13 protein-coding genes are annotated in these 17,693 nt (G+C 71.2%); 7 read left to right on the plus strand and 6 right to left on the minus strand.

The features are described from left to right. Positions 1 to 205 precede the first annotated feature (205 nt). Positions 206 to 1,939, plus strand: coding sequence for an alpha-glucosidase (locus SACTE_RS31175; RefSeq protein WP_014050006.1), 1,734 nt, complete (start codon positions 206 to 208; stop codon positions 1,937 to 1,939). A gap of 72 nt (positions 1,940 to 2,011) precedes the next feature. Here SACTE_RS31175 and SACTE_RS31180 read toward each other — a convergent pair whose 3' ends face one another. Beyond that, positions 2,012 to 2,623 carry a YetF domain-containing protein gene (locus SACTE_RS31180; RefSeq protein ID WP_014050007.1) on the minus strand — a complete coding sequence of 204 codons (612 nt, stop codon included), beginning with the start codon at positions 2,621 to 2,623 and terminating at the stop codon, positions 2,012 to 2,014. Positions 2,624 to 2,878: 255 nt separating this feature from the next. Between SACTE_RS31180 and SACTE_RS31185 the strand changes: the two genes are divergently transcribed. The 4 genes from SACTE_RS31185 (at position 2,879) to SACTE_RS31200 (ending at position 10,061) form a co-directional block, all read left to right on the plus strand. After that, positions 2,879 to 4,963, plus strand: coding sequence for a SpoIIE family protein phosphatase (locus SACTE_RS31185; protein ID WP_014050008.1), 2,085 nt, complete (start codon positions 2,879 to 2,881; stop codon positions 4,961 to 4,963). Between the two features lie 203 nt (positions 4,964 to 5,166). Continuing rightward, positions 5,167 to 6,633 (plus strand): sugar porter family MFS transporter, encoded by a 1,467-nt coding sequence (locus tag SACTE_RS31190; protein ID WP_014050009.1) that lies wholly within the window; start codon positions 5,167 to 5,169, stop codon positions 6,631 to 6,633. A gap of 20 nt (positions 6,634 to 6,653) precedes the next feature. Beyond that, entirely contained in the window at positions 6,654 to 8,108 is a 1,455-nt protein-coding gene (gene zwf / locus SACTE_RS31195) for a glucose-6-phosphate dehydrogenase (protein ID WP_014050010.1), read from the plus strand. 288 nt (positions 8,109 to 8,396) lie between these two features. Continuing rightward, positions 8,397 to 10,061: a DUF4157 domain-containing protein gene (locus SACTE_RS31200; RefSeq protein ID WP_078492708.1), complete on the plus strand. Its 1,665-nt coding sequence runs from the start codon at positions 8,397 to 8,399 to the stop codon at positions 10,059 to 10,061. Between the two features lie 65 nt (positions 10,062 to 10,126). Here the strand turns inward: SACTE_RS31200 and SACTE_RS31205 are convergent, their stop codons facing one another. Beyond that, entirely contained in the window at positions 10,127 to 10,525 is a 399-nt protein-coding gene (locus SACTE_RS31205; protein ID WP_014050012.1) for a VOC family protein, read from the minus strand. Between the two features lie 182 nt (positions 10,526 to 10,707). On the opposite strand from SACTE_RS31205, the gene SACTE_RS31210 reads away from it, so the two are divergent. Together SACTE_RS31210 and proP are read left to right on the plus strand one after the other, a co-directional pair. Then, positions 10,708 to 11,178: a hypothetical protein gene (locus SACTE_RS31210; protein WP_014050013.1), complete on the plus strand. Its 471-nt coding sequence runs from the start codon at positions 10,708 to 10,710 to the stop codon at positions 11,176 to 11,178. A gap of 330 nt (positions 11,179 to 11,508) precedes the next feature. Beyond that, positions 11,509 to 13,014 (plus strand): glycine betaine/L-proline transporter ProP, encoded by a 1,506-nt coding sequence (gene proP / locus SACTE_RS31215; protein ID WP_019993252.1) that lies wholly within the window; start codon positions 11,509 to 11,511, stop codon positions 13,012 to 13,014. A gap of 207 nt (positions 13,015 to 13,221) precedes the next feature. On the opposite strand, the gene SACTE_RS31220 is transcribed toward proP, so the two are convergent. From SACTE_RS31220 to SACTE_RS31235, 4 genes are all read right to left on the minus strand, one after another. After that, a complete protein-coding gene (locus SACTE_RS31220) occupies positions 13,222 to 13,887 on the minus strand; it encodes a TetR/AcrR family transcriptional regulator (protein WP_014050015.1) in 666 nt (221 codons plus the stop codon). 220 nt (positions 13,888 to 14,107) lie between these two features. Further along, positions 14,108 to 15,727: an ABC transporter ATP-binding protein gene (locus SACTE_RS31225; protein WP_014050016.1), complete on the minus strand. Its 1,620-nt coding sequence runs from the start codon at positions 15,725 to 15,727 to the stop codon at positions 14,108 to 14,110. Continuing rightward, the gene (locus SACTE_RS31230) at positions 15,724 to 16,713 is read right to left on the minus strand and encodes an ABC transporter permease (protein WP_014050017.1); all 990 of its coding nucleotides are present in this window, start codon (positions 16,711 to 16,713) and stop codon (positions 15,724 to 15,726) included. Before SACTE_RS31230 ends, SACTE_RS31225 begins: the two co-directional genes overlap by 4 nt. Then, positions 16,710 to 17,693, minus strand: a complete 984-nt coding sequence (locus tag SACTE_RS31235) for an ABC transporter permease (protein ID WP_014050018.1) — start codon at positions 17,691 to 17,693, stop codon at positions 16,710 to 16,712. Before SACTE_RS31235 ends, SACTE_RS31230 begins: the two co-directional genes overlap by 4 nt.

Genomic DNA, 17,693 nt, shown 5'->3' on the forward strand with positions numbered 1-17,693 from the left:
CTCGGCGGCACTCAGGCGCAGAGGCGGCTCGGGACAAGCCGGGGCTCTGGAGCAGGGCGCGGCGGCACACGGACTCGCGGAGGGACTGGGCGTGACCCCCAGGTCGTGACCGCCCTCAGGCCGCCCCCGGGCACGGCACGCGGGACCGAGCCGCGCGCCCCCGACCGGCGTCCGGCTCCGCAATCGGCACATCGTGAGGTCCGACATGCCCCTGGACGAAGGAGCCCCCGCCGACTCCTGGTGGAGCGAGGCGGTGGTCTACCAGATCTACCCACGCAGCTTCGCCGACTCGAACGCGGACGGCGTCGGAGACCTGCAAGGCGTCGTCGAGCGTCTCGACCACCTCTCCCTGCTCGGTGTCGACGTCCTGTGGCTCTCTCCGGTCCAACCGTCCCCGCACGACGACAACGGCTACGACATCAGCGACTACCAGGACATCGACCCGCTCTTCGGCACCCTCGCCGACTTCGACCGGCTACTGGAGGCCGTCCACGGGCGCGGCATGAAGCTCGTCATGGACCTGGTGGTCAACCACACCTCCGACGAGCACCCCTGGTTCACTGAGTCCCGCGACGGCGGCCGGCAAGGAAGCAGACGGGACTGGTACATCTGGCGCCCGGCCCGCGACGGCAGGGAGCCGGGTACGCCCGGCGCCGAACCCAACAACTGGGAGTCGTGGTTCTCCGGGTCCGCGTGGACGTACGACGAGGCCGGCGGTGAGTACTACCTGCATACGTTCTCCCGCAAGCAGCCCGACCTCAACTGGGAGAACCCCGAGGTCCGCCAGGCGGTCCAGGCGATGATGCGCTGGTGGCTCGACCGGGGCGTCGACGGCTTCCGCATGGACGTCATCAACCTCGTCTCCAAGGACCCGGCCCTGCCGGACGGCCACGTCCCCGAGGGCAGCCGCTACGGAGACGGCAGCCCCTTCTACGTCTGCGGCCCCCGCATCCACGAGTACCTGGCCGAGTTGCACCGCGAGGTCATCGCACCGTGCCCGCGCAGGCTGCTGACGGTCGGTGAGATGCCCGGTGTCACCGTCGAGGAAGCCAGGCTCTTCACCGATCCCGCCCGCCGTGAACTCGACATGGTCTTCCAGTTCGAGCACGTCGGCCTCGACCAGGGGCCCGGCGGGAAGTTCGACGTACGCCCGCTGCGGCTGACCGACCTCAAGGCGAGCCTGGGACGCTGGCAGACCGGGCTCGGCGACACCGGCTGGAACAGCCTGTACTGGAACAACCACGACCAGGCCCGCGTCGTCTCCCGATTCGGCGACGACAGCCCCGCCCACCGGGACCGCTCCGCCGAACTCCTCGCCACCGTGCTCCACCTCCACCGCGGCACGCCCTACGTGTACCAGGGCGAAGAGCTCGGTATGGCCAACGCCCCCTTCGCCTCCATCGAGGACTTCCGCGACATCGAGTCACTCAACCATTACCGTGAGCGGACCGCTCTCGGAGTCGACGAGGAGCAGATCCTGGCGGGGTTGCGCGACCGCGGCCGGGACAACGCCCGTACCCCCATGCAGTGGGACGCCACCCGGCACGCGGGTTTCACCACCGGAACGCCGTGGATCGCGGTGAACCCCGACCACGTCCACGTCAACGCCGAGGCCCAGCTCGCCGACCCGGACTCCGTCTTCCACCACTACCGCCGCCTCATCGCCCTGCGGCACACCGAACCCGCCGTCACCCACGGCGACTTCCGCATGCTCCACCCCGACCACGAGCAGCTCTACGCCTTCACCCGCCGTGACAGCGCTTCCGGCACCGAACTGCTGGTCCTCGCGAATTTCGGCGCGACGGACCTCACCGTCGAGCTGCCCGGCGGATGGGAGGACAGCGAGACGCTCATCGCCAATCTCCCCGCCCCCGCGCCCCTCACCGCCTCGCACACCCTGCGGCCCTGGGAGGCGCACGTCCACCGCCGCACCCTCTGATCCTCCCCGTCACCGTCGCGTGCGCGGCCGCACGGGCGGCGAGTCCCGGGCGGGACACCGCCGAGCGGAGGGTCACCCCGGGGGGCGCCTCCCGTCGTGTGCGCCTCCTCGGCCCGAAGGCCGGTCCGCCGCGGCGCGCAAAAGGCCCTCGATCGACGCCAGGCGCTCTTCCAGCCGCTGGATGTCGCCGCGGCTCGCGTTCCCGGCGGACGGTTTGAGTTCCACGATGAGCTGACCGTCCGGTTCCAGGCGTGCCGAAGCGACATCGGAGATCCGCTCCCCGTTCTGTATCCGGACGGCGTGTTCGATCTCGGTGGGCCGCACGGCGAGGCGCCTGGTCGCGTTCTCCAGCACCGAGCCGTCCTCGATCACCGTCGTCGGTGTGCCTTCGAGGAGCCGGGCCACTCGCGTGTCGGCCACTGCCCACCGGTTCATCAGCGCGTTCACGGCGACGAGCGTGACAGCGCCGACGAGGCCGCCCAACAGGCTGTTGTCCTGGCCGATGATCGCGTTCTGCACCACGTTGGACAGGAGGAAGATGACGACGAAATCGAAGGTGTTGAGGTTGGCCAGACCGCGTTTTCCACTGAATCGAAACAGAGCCACCATCGCCGCGTAGACGAAGACGGTGCGCAGCACCTTCTCCGCGATCGGTAGCTGGACCGTCAGCATGTCGTGCCACACGGCTACTCCTTGAGGAGGTCGGTGCCGTAAACATATGCGGCCGCGGGGGGAACGCTTCGTATCTGCGGGCGCGCGTACCGAGCCGCCGGCAGCCGGTCGACCCGGGGGGAGTCATCGGTCCCCCGCTCCCCGGGTGTCCGCGCCAGGACAGGCGTTGCTCAGCGTTTCCGAGCAGAATGGGCATATCGACCACCTGGTGCGCGGCCGTCGTTCCGGCGCTCCGAGAGCACCGCGGAGCCGGCCGGGAGGAGGTCCATGAGCTATTCCTTCGAACCGAACGGCGGACTCGATCCGCAGGGCCGTCCGCAGGCCGCCGCCCGTGTCGCCCTGGCGGTCAACGGCATGGGCAGCTTCACCTGGGACCTGGTCGGCGGCGAGATGCGTTACGACCGCGGCGGCCTCGCCGTGATGGGGTTCGGACCGGGCGAGTTCGACGGCCGTCTCAGCACACTCGGAGAGCGGATGCTGCCGGTGGAGCTGCCCGCGATCGAGGAGCAGGTGGAACGGGCGCTGAGGGAACGTTCCGGCTTCAGCCTGTACTTCCGGATCCGCCGCCGCCCGGGCGGCGCGCTGCGATGGACGCACACCCAAGGCCACGTCGTCTGCGACCCGCAGGGGCGCCCGGTCCGCGTCATAGGGATCATCCGGGACGCCAGCCAGGAACTGCGTGCCGTCGACCAGACCGAACAACTGCGCGTCGCCAGGAGCGACCGGCGCCGCCAGGCCGACATCGTCGGCCACGTCAGCGACGCCCTCGTCCCGACCCTCACCGTCGAGGACGTCGCCGAGGCGCTGACCACCACCCGGCTTCTGGACCGGATCGGCGCCTCCAGCATCATCCTGGGCCTGGTGGACAACGGCCGTATGGGACTGGTCGGCGCGAACGGCGTGGCCGACGACCTCATCCGCGACTTCCACCTGTCCCGTCTGAACGATCCCCTGCCCCTCACCGACGCGGCCCGCACCCGCGAGGCGGTCTTCCTGACCGACCGTACGGACTTCGTCCGCCGGTACCCGGCCCTCGAGCCCTACCTGTCGAAGTTCCCGCAGGCCGCAGCGGCGGTCTTCCTCCCGCTGATCGCCCACGACACCCCGATCGGAGCCGTCGGGCTCACCTACGAGGGCAGGGCCGGCTTCCCGCAGGACGAGCGGACCGTGCTGACCGCGCTGGGCAAGGTCATCGCCCAGTCCCTGCAACGGGCACTCCTGTACGACCAGGAGCACGAGCTCGCCGCCGGACTGCAGACGGCGATGCTCCCCGGACACCTCCCGGACGCCCCCGGCCTGACCCTCGCGACCCGGTACCAGCCCACGCGGGCCCGGGGAGGCATCGGCGGCGACTGGTACGACGCCCTCACGCTGTCCGACGGCAGGATCGCCGCGGTCATCGGTGACGTACAGGGCCACGACGTGACGGCCGCCGCCGTCATGGGGCAGATCCGCGTCGCCCTGCGCGCCTACGCCGCCGAGGGCCACCCGCCGACCACCGTCATGGCACGCACCTCCGTCTTCCTGACGGAACTCGGTACCGACCGCTTCGCCACCTGCCTCATCGCCGTGCTCGATCCCCGGACCGGAATGACCTCGATCGTGCGCGCCGGGCACCCGGAACCCGTGCTTCGGCGCCCGGACGGGACCAGCGCGTGGCTCGACATCCCCGGCGGGCTTCCGCTCGGTCTCGCGGCCCCGGGCGCCCAGCCCGTGTATCCGGCCTCGGAGACGGTCCTGGAGCCCGGCTCGACGCTGGTGCTGTGTACGGACGGACTCATCGAGGCCCGCACCGAAGACATCGACGAGGGGCGCAGCCGGCTCCTCGGTGCCCTGCGCACAGGACCGGGGCGCCCCGACGGCCTGGCCGACCACCTGCTGCACAGCATGGCCGCCTACACGGGGGAGGAGGACGATGTGGCGCTGCTGATCCTGCGACGCTCCCGAAGCAGACCCTCCCCGGCCCCGCAATGGGAGACCGACATCGCGCCCAACGACCCCGACGCGCTGCGGGCCGCCCGGCTCGCGCTGCGTACAGCACTGAGCGGCTGGTCACTGGAGGCGCTCAGCGACACCGCCGAGCTGCTCGCCTGCGAACTCGTCACCAACGCCCTCCTCTACACGGGCGGCGCCACCACCCTGACGGCCCGGCCGGTCCGGAACGGCGGGCGCGCCCTGCGTCTGACCGTCAGCGACACGTCGCCCGCCTCGCCGCGACGCCGTGCCGCCACGGAACTGCACACGTCCGGCCGGGGCCTCATGCTCGTCGAGGAGCTCGCCGACGCCTGGGGGATCGAACCACGCGGCAACGGCAAGACCGTGTGGTGCGAGATACCCCTCGCCGTGCCCTGAGGCCCTCCCGTCCGACGGCCCCGCGGTCCCCGCGACAGCGGTGGCCGCCTCGCACGGCGAAGTCGGGCGCCCTGATCCGCCACGGCGACCGCGCACGTCACTTTCCGTGATGTGTGCATCACTCGATTGCTCCCATTTTTACCGGTATCACCCGAAGAGTGCTGATGTTGACCGGACGGGCCGTCGAGACACGAGGAAGTGACATGGTTCAGGGCTTCTCCAGAGAACCAGGCACCCACGGACCGCTCGCCGAGGTGGCCCCGGAGGGCAGGCGGAAGATCACCCGGTGGGCGGCCGCCATCGCTCTCGGCGGTTTCCTCTTCGGCTTCGACACGGGGGTCGTGTCGGGCGCTCTCCTCTACATCAAGCAGGACTTCGACCTGAACTCCTTCGAGCAGGGGAGCGTGGTCAGCGTCCTGCTCATCGGCGCGGTGGTCGGTGCCACCTCGGCCGGCCGGATCTCCGAGAAGTTCGGCCGGCGCAGGGCCCTGGGCGCGATCGGCGTGGTGTTCATCATCGGCACGGCGATCGCGTGCGCGGCGAACGGTTACCTGGTCCTCATGGCGGGCCGTGTGATTCTTGGTCTCGCCGTCGGAGCGGCGTCGGCGACCGTGCCGGTGTACCTGTCCGAGATCTCGCCGACGAAGATCCGCGGACGGCTGCTCACGATGAACCAGTTGATGATCACCGTCGGGATCCTGGTCGCCTACCTCGTCAACCTCGCCTTCTCGAGCAGCGGGATGTGGCGGGCCATGTTCGCCGTCGGCGCCGTCCCCGCCGCCCTCATGGTGGCGGCCAGCCTCTGGTTCCTCCCCGAGTCGCCGCAGTGGCTCATCTCCCACGGCCAGGTCGACAGGGCGCGTAGAGGAATCGCCGCGCTCACCGACGAGGCCACGGCGGACGAACTGATCGCGCGGGCCAGGCACCGCATCGAAGCGGAGCGCGCGAAGGAGCAGGGCGACAAGGACCCCCACGACTCCGGGGCGGCCGACGGAGGGATCAAGAGGCTTCTCGTCCCCGACGTGCGTCCCGCCCTCGTCGTCGGACTCACGCTCGCCGCCGTACAGCAGTGCGGCGGCATCAACACGATCATCTACTACGCGCCGACCATCATCCAGCAGACCGGCCTGAACGCGTCGAACTCCATCTTCTACTCCGTCTTCATCGGCGCGATCAACCTCCTCATGACGCTGGTGGCGATCCGTCTGGTCGACCGGGCGGGCCGCCGGATCATGGTCCTCGTCTCGCTCGCCCTCATGGCGGTCTCGATCTTCCTGCTGGGCCTGGCGTTCGTGGTCGGCATGAACTCGGTACTGACGCTGCTGTTCATGGTCATCTACATCGCCGCGTACGCGGGCGGCCTCGGCCCGGTGTTCTGGACACTGCTCGGCGAGATCTTCCCGCCGTCCGTCCGGGCCGAGGGGTCGAGTGTCGCGACGGCGGTCAACTGGGTGGCCAACTTCGCCGTCAGCCTCGCCTTCCTGCCCCTGGCGGCCGCCATCGGCCAGGGCGAGACGTTCTGGATCTTCGCCGGGATCTGTGTGCTCGCCTTCTTCTTCGTCAGCCGCTACCTGCCCGAGACCCGTGGCCGTGACCCCGAGCAGATCGAGGCCGCCCTGCAGTCCCGTTTCGGCCACCCGTCCGGCCGACAGCCCACGAAGGCCGTCTGAGGCCGAGAAAGGACGCCAGGATGAGCGACTTGCTCAACCCTCCCGACCTCGAACGCTCCGACGCCCTGGTGATCTTCGGCATCTCCGGCGACCTCGCCGGGAAGATGCTGCTGCCCGCGCTGTACCGGCTCACCGAGTCCGGCAAGCTGACCGTGCCCGTCGTCGGGGTGGCGGCCACCGACTGGGACGACGACACGCTGCGCGGGCACGCGAGAGAGGCGGTCGTCGCCGCGGGCATGGACATCGACGACGCCGTCTTCGGCCGGTTCGCGGCGGGCCTGTCCATCGTCACCGGGGACTTCACCGACGACGCCACCTTCGCCCGGCTGCGCGACGCCGTGGCCGGGTTCGCCTTCGTGACCCACTACCTGGCGATCCCGCCGTCGCTGTTCACCCGGGTCGCCGCGTCCCTGGCCGGGGCAGGCCTGAACCGCAACGCCCGCCTGGTGGTGGAGAAGCCGTTCGGACACGACCTCGACTCCGCGCGGAAGCTGCAGGACGAGCTGTCCACCCACTTCGACGACGACCATCTCCTGCGCGTCGACCACTTCCTGGGCAACCGCGCGGTCGAGAGCCTGATGGTCTCCCGGTTCGCCAACACGCTGCTCGCGCCGATCTGGCACCGCTCCTACGTGGACAACGTCCAGATCACCCTCGCCGAGGACTTCGACGTCGCCGACCGGGGGTCCTTCTACGATGCCGTGGGCTGCCTGCGTGACGTGGTCCAGAACCACATGCTGCAGGTTCTGGCCTTCCTGGCGATGGAACCGCCGAGCGCCACCAACGCCCGGGCGCAGGGGCTGGAGAAGTGGCGGGTGCTGCACGCGACGCGCACGATGGACCCCGCCGACACCGTCCGCGGCCAGTACGACGGCTACCGGGACGTCGAGGGCGTCGATGCGGACTCCACGACCGAGACGTACTTCGCGACCCGCATGTTCGTCGACAACTGGCGCTGGGCAGGCGTGCCCTTCCACCTCCGCAGCGGGAAGGCGCTGGCCGTCACCGCCACCGAGGTCGTGGTCGAACTGCGCAAGCCGCCCCTGGAACTCTTCGGCGGCGAGGACACGCAGACGCCACCGAACCTCATCCGCTTCCGCGTCGACGGCGACACCGGGATCAGGGCGGACCTGGTGCTGAGCAAGCCCGAGAACGGCACCGGACCGATGACCGTCCCCATCGGGGTCGACTTCGCGCAGGTCCTGGGACGGCAGGAGCTCCCCTACGAGAACATCCTCCACGGTGCCGTGGAGGGCGATCCCGAATGCTTCGCCTTCTTCCCCGCCGTCCTGGAGTGCTGGCGCATCGTCGGACCGGTGCTCGATCCGGCCGAGCCGCCCTTGGCGTACGCACCGGGGACGTGGGGCCCGGAGACGGCCGACGAGCTTCCCGGCCCGCGGGGCTGGCACGAGTTGGGCCGCCGACTGTTCGACGACGACCAGGGCGGCTCGCGACGTGCGGACCCCGCTCCCTGACGCCACGTCCCGCGCCCGGCGCCTTCCGCCTCGGAGGGCACACCGAGGTGCCCGTGCGGCCCCGCGGGCTGCCCTGACGCCTCTGGTGCGCGTGCGGCCCGCCCTGTATCCAGAAGGGAGTCGCGCTTCGCCGCCAGATGAGGACACGTGCACGATCACTCCAGGACGAGAACGACCGGGGCCGGTACGAGCCGAGTACCGGACGGACAGGCCGCGGCAGGGCCACGGGCGGCTCCGCGGAGCCTCGCGGCCCTTCAGGCGGCCGCCGGGAACGACGCCGTGGTGCAGATGCTGCGCCAGGCCGGCCACCTGCCCGCCGAGCCGCACGAGCACGGTGCCGACTGCGGGCACGAGCGGCCCGAGGTACAGCGCTCCGCCGTCCACGACGTGCTACGAGCCTCCGGACGCCCCCTGGACGAGGCCACCCGCACCGACATGGAGTCCCGGCTCGGTGCCGACTTCTCCGACGTACGGATCCACAGCGACGCCGCGGCCCGGTCCTCCGCCGCCGAGGTGGGTGCCCGGGCGTACACCTCCGGCAGTCATGTCGTCATCGGGGAGGGCGGCGCCGACCGGCACACCCTGGCCCACGAACTCGTACACGTGATCCAGCAGCGCCGAGGCGCCGTCGCCGGGACCGACCACGGGGACGGCCTGAAGGTCTCGGACCCCCTCGACCGGTTCGAGCGGGAGGCCGAGGCCACCGCACAGCGCGCCATGACGGGGTACCCGGCAACCTCGGCCGGGACGCAGGGCCCCGGTTCCGAGGCGTACGCGGGGGCCGACGGACCGGCCGCCGTGCAGCGGATCGTCAAGGTCACTCCCCACATGTACATGCGGGGAGTGGACGCCACCGAACAGACCCTCACCGCCCCCGCGCTCATGCGGTATCTGGCGATCGCGGTGCAGGACGAGGTCAACCGTGCCCAGACGATCGACCCCGGAGGCAGCTTCGAGGCGGACCTCAAGAACATCAGGCGGAGGCTCAAGGCCTCCCCTGACGATGTGGGAGGTGCCCTCCGGCTGACCGCCACGCTCGTCGGCGCGGTGAACACCTTCCTCGGGGAGCGGCAGACCTACGTCCCCGACCACAACCCGCCGGGGCACCCGGAAGGTCCGGGCGCCATGGTCCCGGTGCCGAACGCGCAGACCCGGTACGCGACGGCGCCGGACACCGAGAGCACCGGCTATTTCCACACGTCCCTCTCCCGGAAGTCCGAGCCGTACTGGGGAGACGACGACACGATGCGCGAGAAGGCCGGCCAGGCAATCGGCACGGCCGTCGCCGAGGGAGCGCCCCAGGAGCAACCGAGGCTCGCGGCCCATCCCCGGGGCGGTGCGAACCTGCCGCTCACCCGGCTCACGCGGAACCAGGCCGCCGACATGCTGCCGCGCCCGCTGTTCAACCTCGTCTTCGACGTCCGCTACCAGTTGGAGACGCCCGGCCCGGGGGAGCAGCAGCCCGTGATCGACGAGCGGACCGAGGCGCAGAAGGCGGCCCGTGACAAGAGCCCCAACCAGCCGGGAACGCTGCGTAGTTGGCACCAGGACGACTACGGCAGACTGCCTGACAACCAGTTCGACGCCGCCGCGGTCCCCGCGCACGCCCAAGGGCTGCACGCCCACTACACCGCTCACTCGCAGTCCGGTGCGGGTTCCTCGGTGCAGAACGCGGCCACGGCACCCCGGGGCTTCGCCGAGTACACCGGCACCGGAAGCGACTGGGAGCACAACGTCAAGGTGGTGCTGGACTACATCAACAAGCGCGTCTACCTCACCCTGACGCACTATCAGTACTGGGCGCTGATCCCCCCGGCGAACGGGGAGGGACCGTACACGTTCTGGCAGGGGCCGGGACAGAACCTGCAGGCGGCGCAGGCGGAGCTGGCCCAGCAGCCCCGCGGTGCCTCCGGGACCATGATGAGTCCCTGGCTGGAGATCGTCCTGTCCTGACCCGGGGTGCCGGGGGTTCCTCCTTCGGCACCCCCGGCACCCCGGATCGGCGGGCGGCGGCTGCCTCAGGACGCCGGTCGGTCGCCGCCACTGGGGGCGCGGCTCAGGTCGACGACGCAGAAGATGTTGCCGTCCGGGTCGGCGAGAACGACGAAGTCCGGTTCGGGCGGGTAGAGGTCCCAGTCCACGGTCCGCGCACCGAGCCCGACCAGACGTCGGACCTCGGCCTGCTGTTCCTCCGTCGTATCGGTGAAGAGGTCCAGGTGCAGCCGGGGGCGTGGTTCCACGGGCGAGGTGCTGCGAAGCAACCCGAGAGCCCTGCCTGAGCCGTCGGCATGGTCGAGTGTCCGCCACGTCTCGCTCTTCCACTCCTCGGCGACCACCAGGTCCAGGGCCTGTGTCCAGAAGGCGACCGCGCGGGGAAGGTCTGTGACTCCGACGACGGGAATTCCGATCCTCAGCATGCGGGCCAGCCTAGGGGCCGGGCGCGGGGCGGTGGCGGGCGGAACGGCGCCGTCCCCGGCCTGACCGTGCGCACACGCCGTCCGGCTTCGACGCGCTGTGTCCCCCCGGGGCCGGGTATGTGTTCCCGCCGCTCCCGGGTGTCAGGGCCCCTCCTGGGCGTGTCGTCCTCGAACATGTGGCTATGACACCCGCGACAAGAGCACCCACACCGTCACGCGACGGCCGGCCCCGAAGGCTGCGCGACGTCACGCCGGGGCGCAGAGGCCTGGTCCTCGCGTGGTTCGGCTTCACCGTCACCTTCGGACTGATGAGACTGCTGACCTGGCTGATCCACATCGATGTCGCCGGTGTGGGCGACGTCAGTGCCGGAGGTGTGCACATCCACCATTACGTCTGGGGCATCGTGCTCCTGCTCGTGGTCGGCGGGGTGGGTGTGGTGGAGCGGTCGCCCCGTGTGCGGTCCTGGCTCGGTCTCGGCTACGGAGTGGGCGCGGCCCTGATCATCGACGAGGCCGCGCTGCTGCTGAGCCTGGAGGACGTGTACTGGGACGACGAGGGGGGCATCAGCATCGCCCTCGCGCTCATCGTGATCGGCGTCGCCGGCAGCCTCCTCGTCCTGACCAGGCGCCCCGCCCAGGACGACGACGAGTGACGCCGGCCCGGCGCCGGCCGGTGACGTGGAGGAGCGTCCGGGCCGTCCCCCACGGTCAAGGTCGCGGCGTCCGAGCCCAGACGTCCGTCACCGTCCGGACACCACCCGGCTTCGCCCGTACGGGTTCCTTGGACCACCCCCACGGCCCAGCCATGCGGCATACAGAGGCGCGGGCGGGGAAGGTGGGCCTGCCGGAAGACGACAGAGGCCGGCGCTACGCGGTACGGCGGAGGGGCCGGAGCTACAGCGGAGGGCAGGACTCTGATGCCGGGACCGAAGCGACAACCGCGCGTTCTCCGGAGCCAGCGGGAGCGGTCGGCGACGGACCAGATGGTGCGGACGTTGCTCCGGCGCCGCAAGAAGGCACTGGCCGCCGAGGACGTGACCGTCACCGATCCGCCGAAGGTGCGCCGCGCCGTGACGGCTGCGGCGCTCGGCAACACCATGGAGTGGTTCGACTTCGGCGTCTACGCCTATCTGGCGGGAACCCTGGGGAAGGTCTTCTTCCCGTCGAGCTCGCCCGGCGCGCAGGTGGTGGCCACCTTCGCGACCTTCGCCGCCGCCTTCGTGGTGCGGCCGCTCGGCGGACTGGTCTTCGGGCCGCTCGGCGACCGGGTGGGACGGCAGAAGGTGCTGGCGCTCACCATGATCATGATGGCGGCGAGCACCTTCGCCGTCGGCTTCCTCCCCACCTACGGCGCGATCGGTTTCGCCGCGCCGCTGCTGCTCCTCGTGTGCCGTCTGGTGCAGGGCTTCTCGACCGGCGGCGAGTACGCGGGGGCGACGACGTACATCGCGGAGTACGCCCCGGACAAGCGCCGCGGGTTCCTGGGCAGTTGGCTGGACTTCGGTACCTTCGTCGGCTATTCGCTCGGCTCCGGCCTCGTGACCGTGCTGACCGCGACACTCGGCACGGACGGGCTGACGGACTGGGGGTGGCGCATTCCGTTCTTCGTCGCGGGGCCGCTCGGCCTGATCGGCCTGTACATGCGGCTGAAGCTGGAGGAGACCCCTGTCTTCCAGCGCGAGGAGGAGGCGCAGGCCGCGGCCCTGGCCGAGGGCGACCCCGTCGAGCAGGCACGGCAGTCCGGCAAGGGCCGGCTCAAGGAGATCTTCACGGGGCACTGGGAAGCGGTGCTCATCTGCATGGGCCTGGTGCTGCTCTACAACGTCACCAACTACATGGTGACGTCCTACCTGCCGACGTACATGTCCGAGACACTCGGCGAGCCGGAGACGAGTTCCCAGCTCCTGGTCCTCGGCACGATGCTCCTCGTGGTGCTGACCATCACGGTGGTCGGCAGGTCGTCGGACCGCTGGGGCCGGCGCCCCGTGTTCATGGCCGGGAGCGTCGCGCTCATCGTGTTCGCGATCCCGGCCTTCCTGCTCATCCGGGAAGGCGGCATCCTGATGCCGGCGATCGGCTGCGGGATCCTCGGACTGCTGCTGGTCTGCTTCGCGGGCACATCCGCCTCGACGCTTCCCGCGCTGTTCCCGACCCGCATGCGCTACGGCGCCCTGTCGATCGCCTTCAACATCTCCGTGTCGCTGTTCGGCGGGACCACTCCGCTGTTCACCTCCGCCCTCGTGGAGCTGACCGGCAACGACATGCTCCCGGCGTACTACCTGATGGTCGCGGGCGCCATCGGTCTCGTCGCGACCTTCTTCCTGCACGAGACGGCGGGCAAGCCGCTGCGCGGTTCCGGCCCCATGGTGGAGAGCCAGGAGCAGGCCCGGACGCTCGTCGCACGCAGCAGGACGAGGGCGGGCCGGCAGGCACGCGATCTGTGGATCCGCAGGCGCCACCCGTGGGGCGGAGGCCACAAGAAGGAATGAGGGCCGACGCGGTACGGGCCCGGCGTGCCGTTCAGCTCCAAGAGCCTCCCGCGGCGCGCGAAGGCAGGCCGTGCCGTTCCGGCCGTGCGAGCGTAGGGCCGGTGTTCGGAGGCGGGCGGGCCGCGCCGGCGCGGATCCACACCGTGGAGCACCCGGTCGAGGGCTGTGGGCGAAGGCCGGATGGACGTCGCCGGCCGAGCCGGTACCTCACGTGGTGCTCCGGCCGCCCCGCTCCAGCAAGTCGTCCAACTCGGCTGCGAAGAGCAGGGCCGGGTCGAAGCCCATCCCGGTGAAGTGGCCGGCGAGCTCCAGGGAGAGGACGCCGTGCAGCCGGGTCCAGAAGCTCAGGGCCCGGTGGAGGGCCGCGGGCGGAGCGGCGTGGCCGTCGGCCCAGCCCCGGTGCTCCTCCAGGTGGGTGCCGAACGGTGTCGCGGCACCGTCCGGGACGAGTGCCGCGTACGCGTCGAGGAGGAGCGCCATCATCTCGGAGGCGATGGCGGTGATCTCGTCGGGCGCGTGGTACCCGGGGACCGGGGTCCCGTAGACGAGGAAGTACCGATGCGGGTCCTCCAGGGCCCAGCCGCGCAGGGCGTGTGCGAGTCCCGGCACGTCGGCGCCGGACGCGGAGGCCGCGCCGAGGGCGTCGGCGAGGCTTCGGTACGCGTCGTGGATGAGCTCGGTGATCAGCTCGTCGCGGCCGGCGAAGTAGCGGTAGAGCGCGGGGCCGCTCATGCCCATCCGCTTGGCGATCGCGTTGAGGGAGAGCGCGGACGCCCCCGACTCGGCGATCTGCTCCCACGCGTGCTCCTTGACCTCCGCACGCACCTGGGTGCGATAGCGCTCGCGCGGGGTCGTGGGGTCCTTCTCCGGCACGCCCGCCCCTTTTCTCCGTCCGCGTGGATACGCCGTCCAGGTTTCGTTAGAAGCTATCACGGCGCCTGTCGGCCTCTCGGTTCGTGCTGCCTCATGGCTTCTGACGGTGCCGCGCGCCACCGACGCGCCGCACGCTTCGAAAGGCACGCCCCGCCGAAGGGGCCGGGACCCTCGCCGTGGTCCCGGCCCCCCAGGGCACGCCCTCCGTGTGCGCGTACGCTCAGGCCGCGGCCAGTTCGGCGCGGGCCGCCCGCCGCGCCGCCGCGAGCGCCGGGTCGAGCGCCGGAACGGCGGCCAGGAGCTGCCGGGTGTACGGGTCCCGCGGGTGGTCGTACACCTCGTCCACCGGCCCCTCCTCGACGATTCGGCCCCGCCGCATCACGGCGACCCGGTCGCTGACCTGCCGGACGACGGCCAGGTCGTGGGCGATGAAGACCAGCGCGAGGCCGAGTTCGCGTTGCAGCTCGGCCAGGAGCGCGATCACCTGGGCCTGGGTGGTCACGTCGAGGGCCGAGACGGCCTCGTCGCACACGATCAGCTCCGGATCGGCCGCCAGCGCCCGTGCGATGCCGACACGCTGACGCTGGCCGCCGCTGAACTCGTGCGGGTAGCGGTCGTACTGGTCCGGGTCCAGGCCCACCCGGCCCAGCAGTTCGCCGACCCGCGCCCGGATCGCCCCCTCTTCGCGCTCGCCGCGCGCCCGCAGCGGATCGGCCACCGACTCGCCGACGGAGCGGCGCGGGTTGAGCGAGGAGACCGGGTCCTGGAAGACCATCTGGACCCGGCCCGCGCGGGTCAGCCGCCCGGACGTGGGCGCCAGGAGGCCGACGAGCATCCGCCCCAGGGTGGTCTTGCCGCTGCCGCTCTCCCCGACGATGCCGAGCGTCTCGCCGGCCCTGACGGTGAGCGAGACCGAGTCGACGGCCGTCAGCGCCGTCTTCCCCCTGCCGAACACCTGCCGCAGACCGACGGCTTCGACGAGCGGTGTGCCGCCCACCCCGCTCGCTTTCGCGGCGGACGCCGCGCTCTTCGGAACGCCGGGAGCGGACGGGGCGGCCGCGCCCACCTCCGGAATCCTCGGGACCGCCGACAGCAGCGCCTTGGTGTAGGGATCGCGCGGTGTGCCCAGCACCTCGGCGACCGGGCCGCGTTCCACCGCCTGTCCCGCCCGCATGACCAGCACGTCGTCCACCGACTCCGCCGCCACGCCCACGTCATGGGTGACGAGCAGCAGCCCCATGCCGGTCTCGCGGCGCAGCCCGTGCAGCAGGTCGAGGATCTGCGCCTGGACCGTCACGTCCAGCGCGGTCGTGGGTTCGTCAGCGATCAGCAGCTCGGGCTCGCAGGCGAGCGCCATCGCGATGAGAGCGCGCTGGCGCATCCCGCCGGAGAACTCGTGCGGCCGGGACCGCGACCTGCGGGCCGCGTCCGGGATCCCGACGCGGTCCAGCACCTCGACGGCACGGGCCCGCGCCGCCCGCCGGCTCACGCGGCGGTGGACGCGGTGGACCTGGGCGATCTGGTCGCCCACGGCGTAGTACGGGTCGAGCGAGGACAGCGGGTCCTGGAAGACCATCGCCGCCTTCGCCCCGCGCAGCTCGCGCAACCGGGCGTCGCTCGCGGCCCGTACGTCCACCCCGGCGACCGTGATCGAGCCGCCGACCTCGGCCCCCGTGCCCCGGTGCAGGCCGAGCAGGGCGTACGCGGAGGCGCTCTTGCCGGAGCCGGACTCGCCGACGACACCGAGCGCTCCGCCCGCCTCCAACGAGAAGGACAGGCCGCGCACGGCCCGGACGTCCCCAAAGGTGATCGAAAGGTCCGAGACCTCGACGAGGCTCATGCCAGTACCACCCGTCGGTCGGCCGCCGCCTGGAGGATGTCGGCGACGGCATTGGCGAGGACGACGAAGAACCCGGTGACGAGCACCAGGCCGACGACCACCGGAAGGTCCACGTGCTTGACGGCGTCGACCAGTTCACGGCCGACACCCGGGATACCGAAGAGCGATTCGGTGAGCACGGCGCCCCCGAACATCGAACCGATGTCGAGTGCGCCGAGCGCGATCACCGGCGCGAGCGCCCCGCGCAGGGCGTGCCGGCCGATGATGGTGCGCTCGCCCACCCCGTACGCCCGGAAGGTTCGGACATGGTCCTCGGCCAGCGTCTCCAGCATGGAAGCCCTGGTCATCCGCGCGTAGGGGGCCGCTGAGACGAGGGCGAGCGAGATCCACGGCAGCAGCAGGTTCCAGGCCCACTGCTCCGGGTCGTCGGTGAGGGGGACGTAGTCCGGGAACGGCAGGATCTGGAGCGCCGTGACCAGGACGATGATCAGCAGCAGGCCGATGACGAAGACCGGTGTGGCCATGCCCGCCAGGGTGATGCCCGTGAGGACGCGTTCGGTCGCGCGGCCGCGCCGCCAGACCGACAGCAGCCCGGTGCCCACACCGAGCAGCATCCAGAGCACGAAGGCGCCCGCGGCGAGCGAGGCGGTGGCCGGGAGCTTGGCCAGGATCAGCTGGGTCACCTGCTGGTCGCTCTGGTAGGAGAGCCCCAGGCACGGCGCCTGGCAGTGCAGGACTCCGGTGCCGGTCGAGTAGTCGCGGCCGGCGAAGAGGCCCTGGACGAAGTGCGCGTACTGCGTGTACAGCGGGTCCCCCAGGTGCAGTTGTTCCCTGACCTGGGCCACCTGTACCGGGGAGCAGCGCGGCCCGCAGGCGATCTGGGCGACGTCGCCCGGAGCCACGTAGAAGGTGACGTAGACGACGATGCTGAGCGCGAGCAGCACGAACACCGCGCCGCCGAGCCGCCGCAGCAGGAACGAGCTCATGCGCCCGCCTCCTTCTTGCTCCGGGTGCCGATCCGCAGCCGGGACTCGGCACGCGGGTCGAGCGCGGTACGGACGCCTTCGCCCAGGACGGTCAGCGCCAGCACGGTGACGAAGAGCAGCAGCGCGGGGACGAGGAGATAGGTGGGGGCCGCCTGGTACCAGGTGTCGGCGTCGCTGAGCATCTGTCCCCAGGAGGGCGTCGGCGGTTTGATGCCGACGCCGAGGAAGGACAGGGCCGCCTCGACGACGATGTTGCTCGGGAAGAGCAGCACGGCGTACGTGATGACGGGCGCGGCGAGCGCGGGCAGCAGTTCGCGGCGGGCGATCTGCCAGGGGCCCCAGCCGCTGAGCCGGGCGGCCGCGACGTGGTCGAGCGATTTGAGCGCCAGGGTCTGGGCGCGCACGATCTTGGAGATGCCGGACCAGCCGACGAGTCCGACGATCAGGGCGATCAGCACCGGACGAGGGAACCCGGCCGGGACGACGGCGAGCGCGCCGAGCGCGATCACCATGACGGGCAGGGCGACCACGACATCGGTGAGACGGCTCAGCGCCTGGTCGACGAAGCGGTTGCCGAGACCGGCCGACAGCCCGATACCGACGCCGATGACCACCTGGAGCAGGGTCGCCCCGAGAGCGACGCCGAGCGAGACGCGGGCGCCGTAGGCGACACGGGCGAAGAGGTCGCGCCCGGTGAGCGGTTCGACCCCGAGCCAGTGGTCGCCGCTGATACCGCCGAAGGAGCCGAGCGGCACACCGCCGGTGGCCGAGTCGACCAGATCGGGGTGGTACGCGGTGGGGTTCTGGCCCTCGATGCCGGACAGCAGCGGCGCGGCGAGGGCGACCAGGACGAGAAGCGCGACGACGACGGCCGCGACCAGGGCGGAGCGCCGCCTGCGCAGCCGGCGCCAGAACGGACGGGCCCCGGAGGCGGGGACCGTGACGCTCCCCGCCTCCTTGACCAGCAGTGCCTCAGCCAT

The sequence above is a fragment of the Streptomyces sp. SirexAA-E genome, from assembly GCF_000177195.2.
GTDB classification, from domain to species: Bacteria; Actinomycetota; Actinomycetes; order Streptomycetales; family Streptomycetaceae; genus Streptomyces; species Streptomyces flavovirens.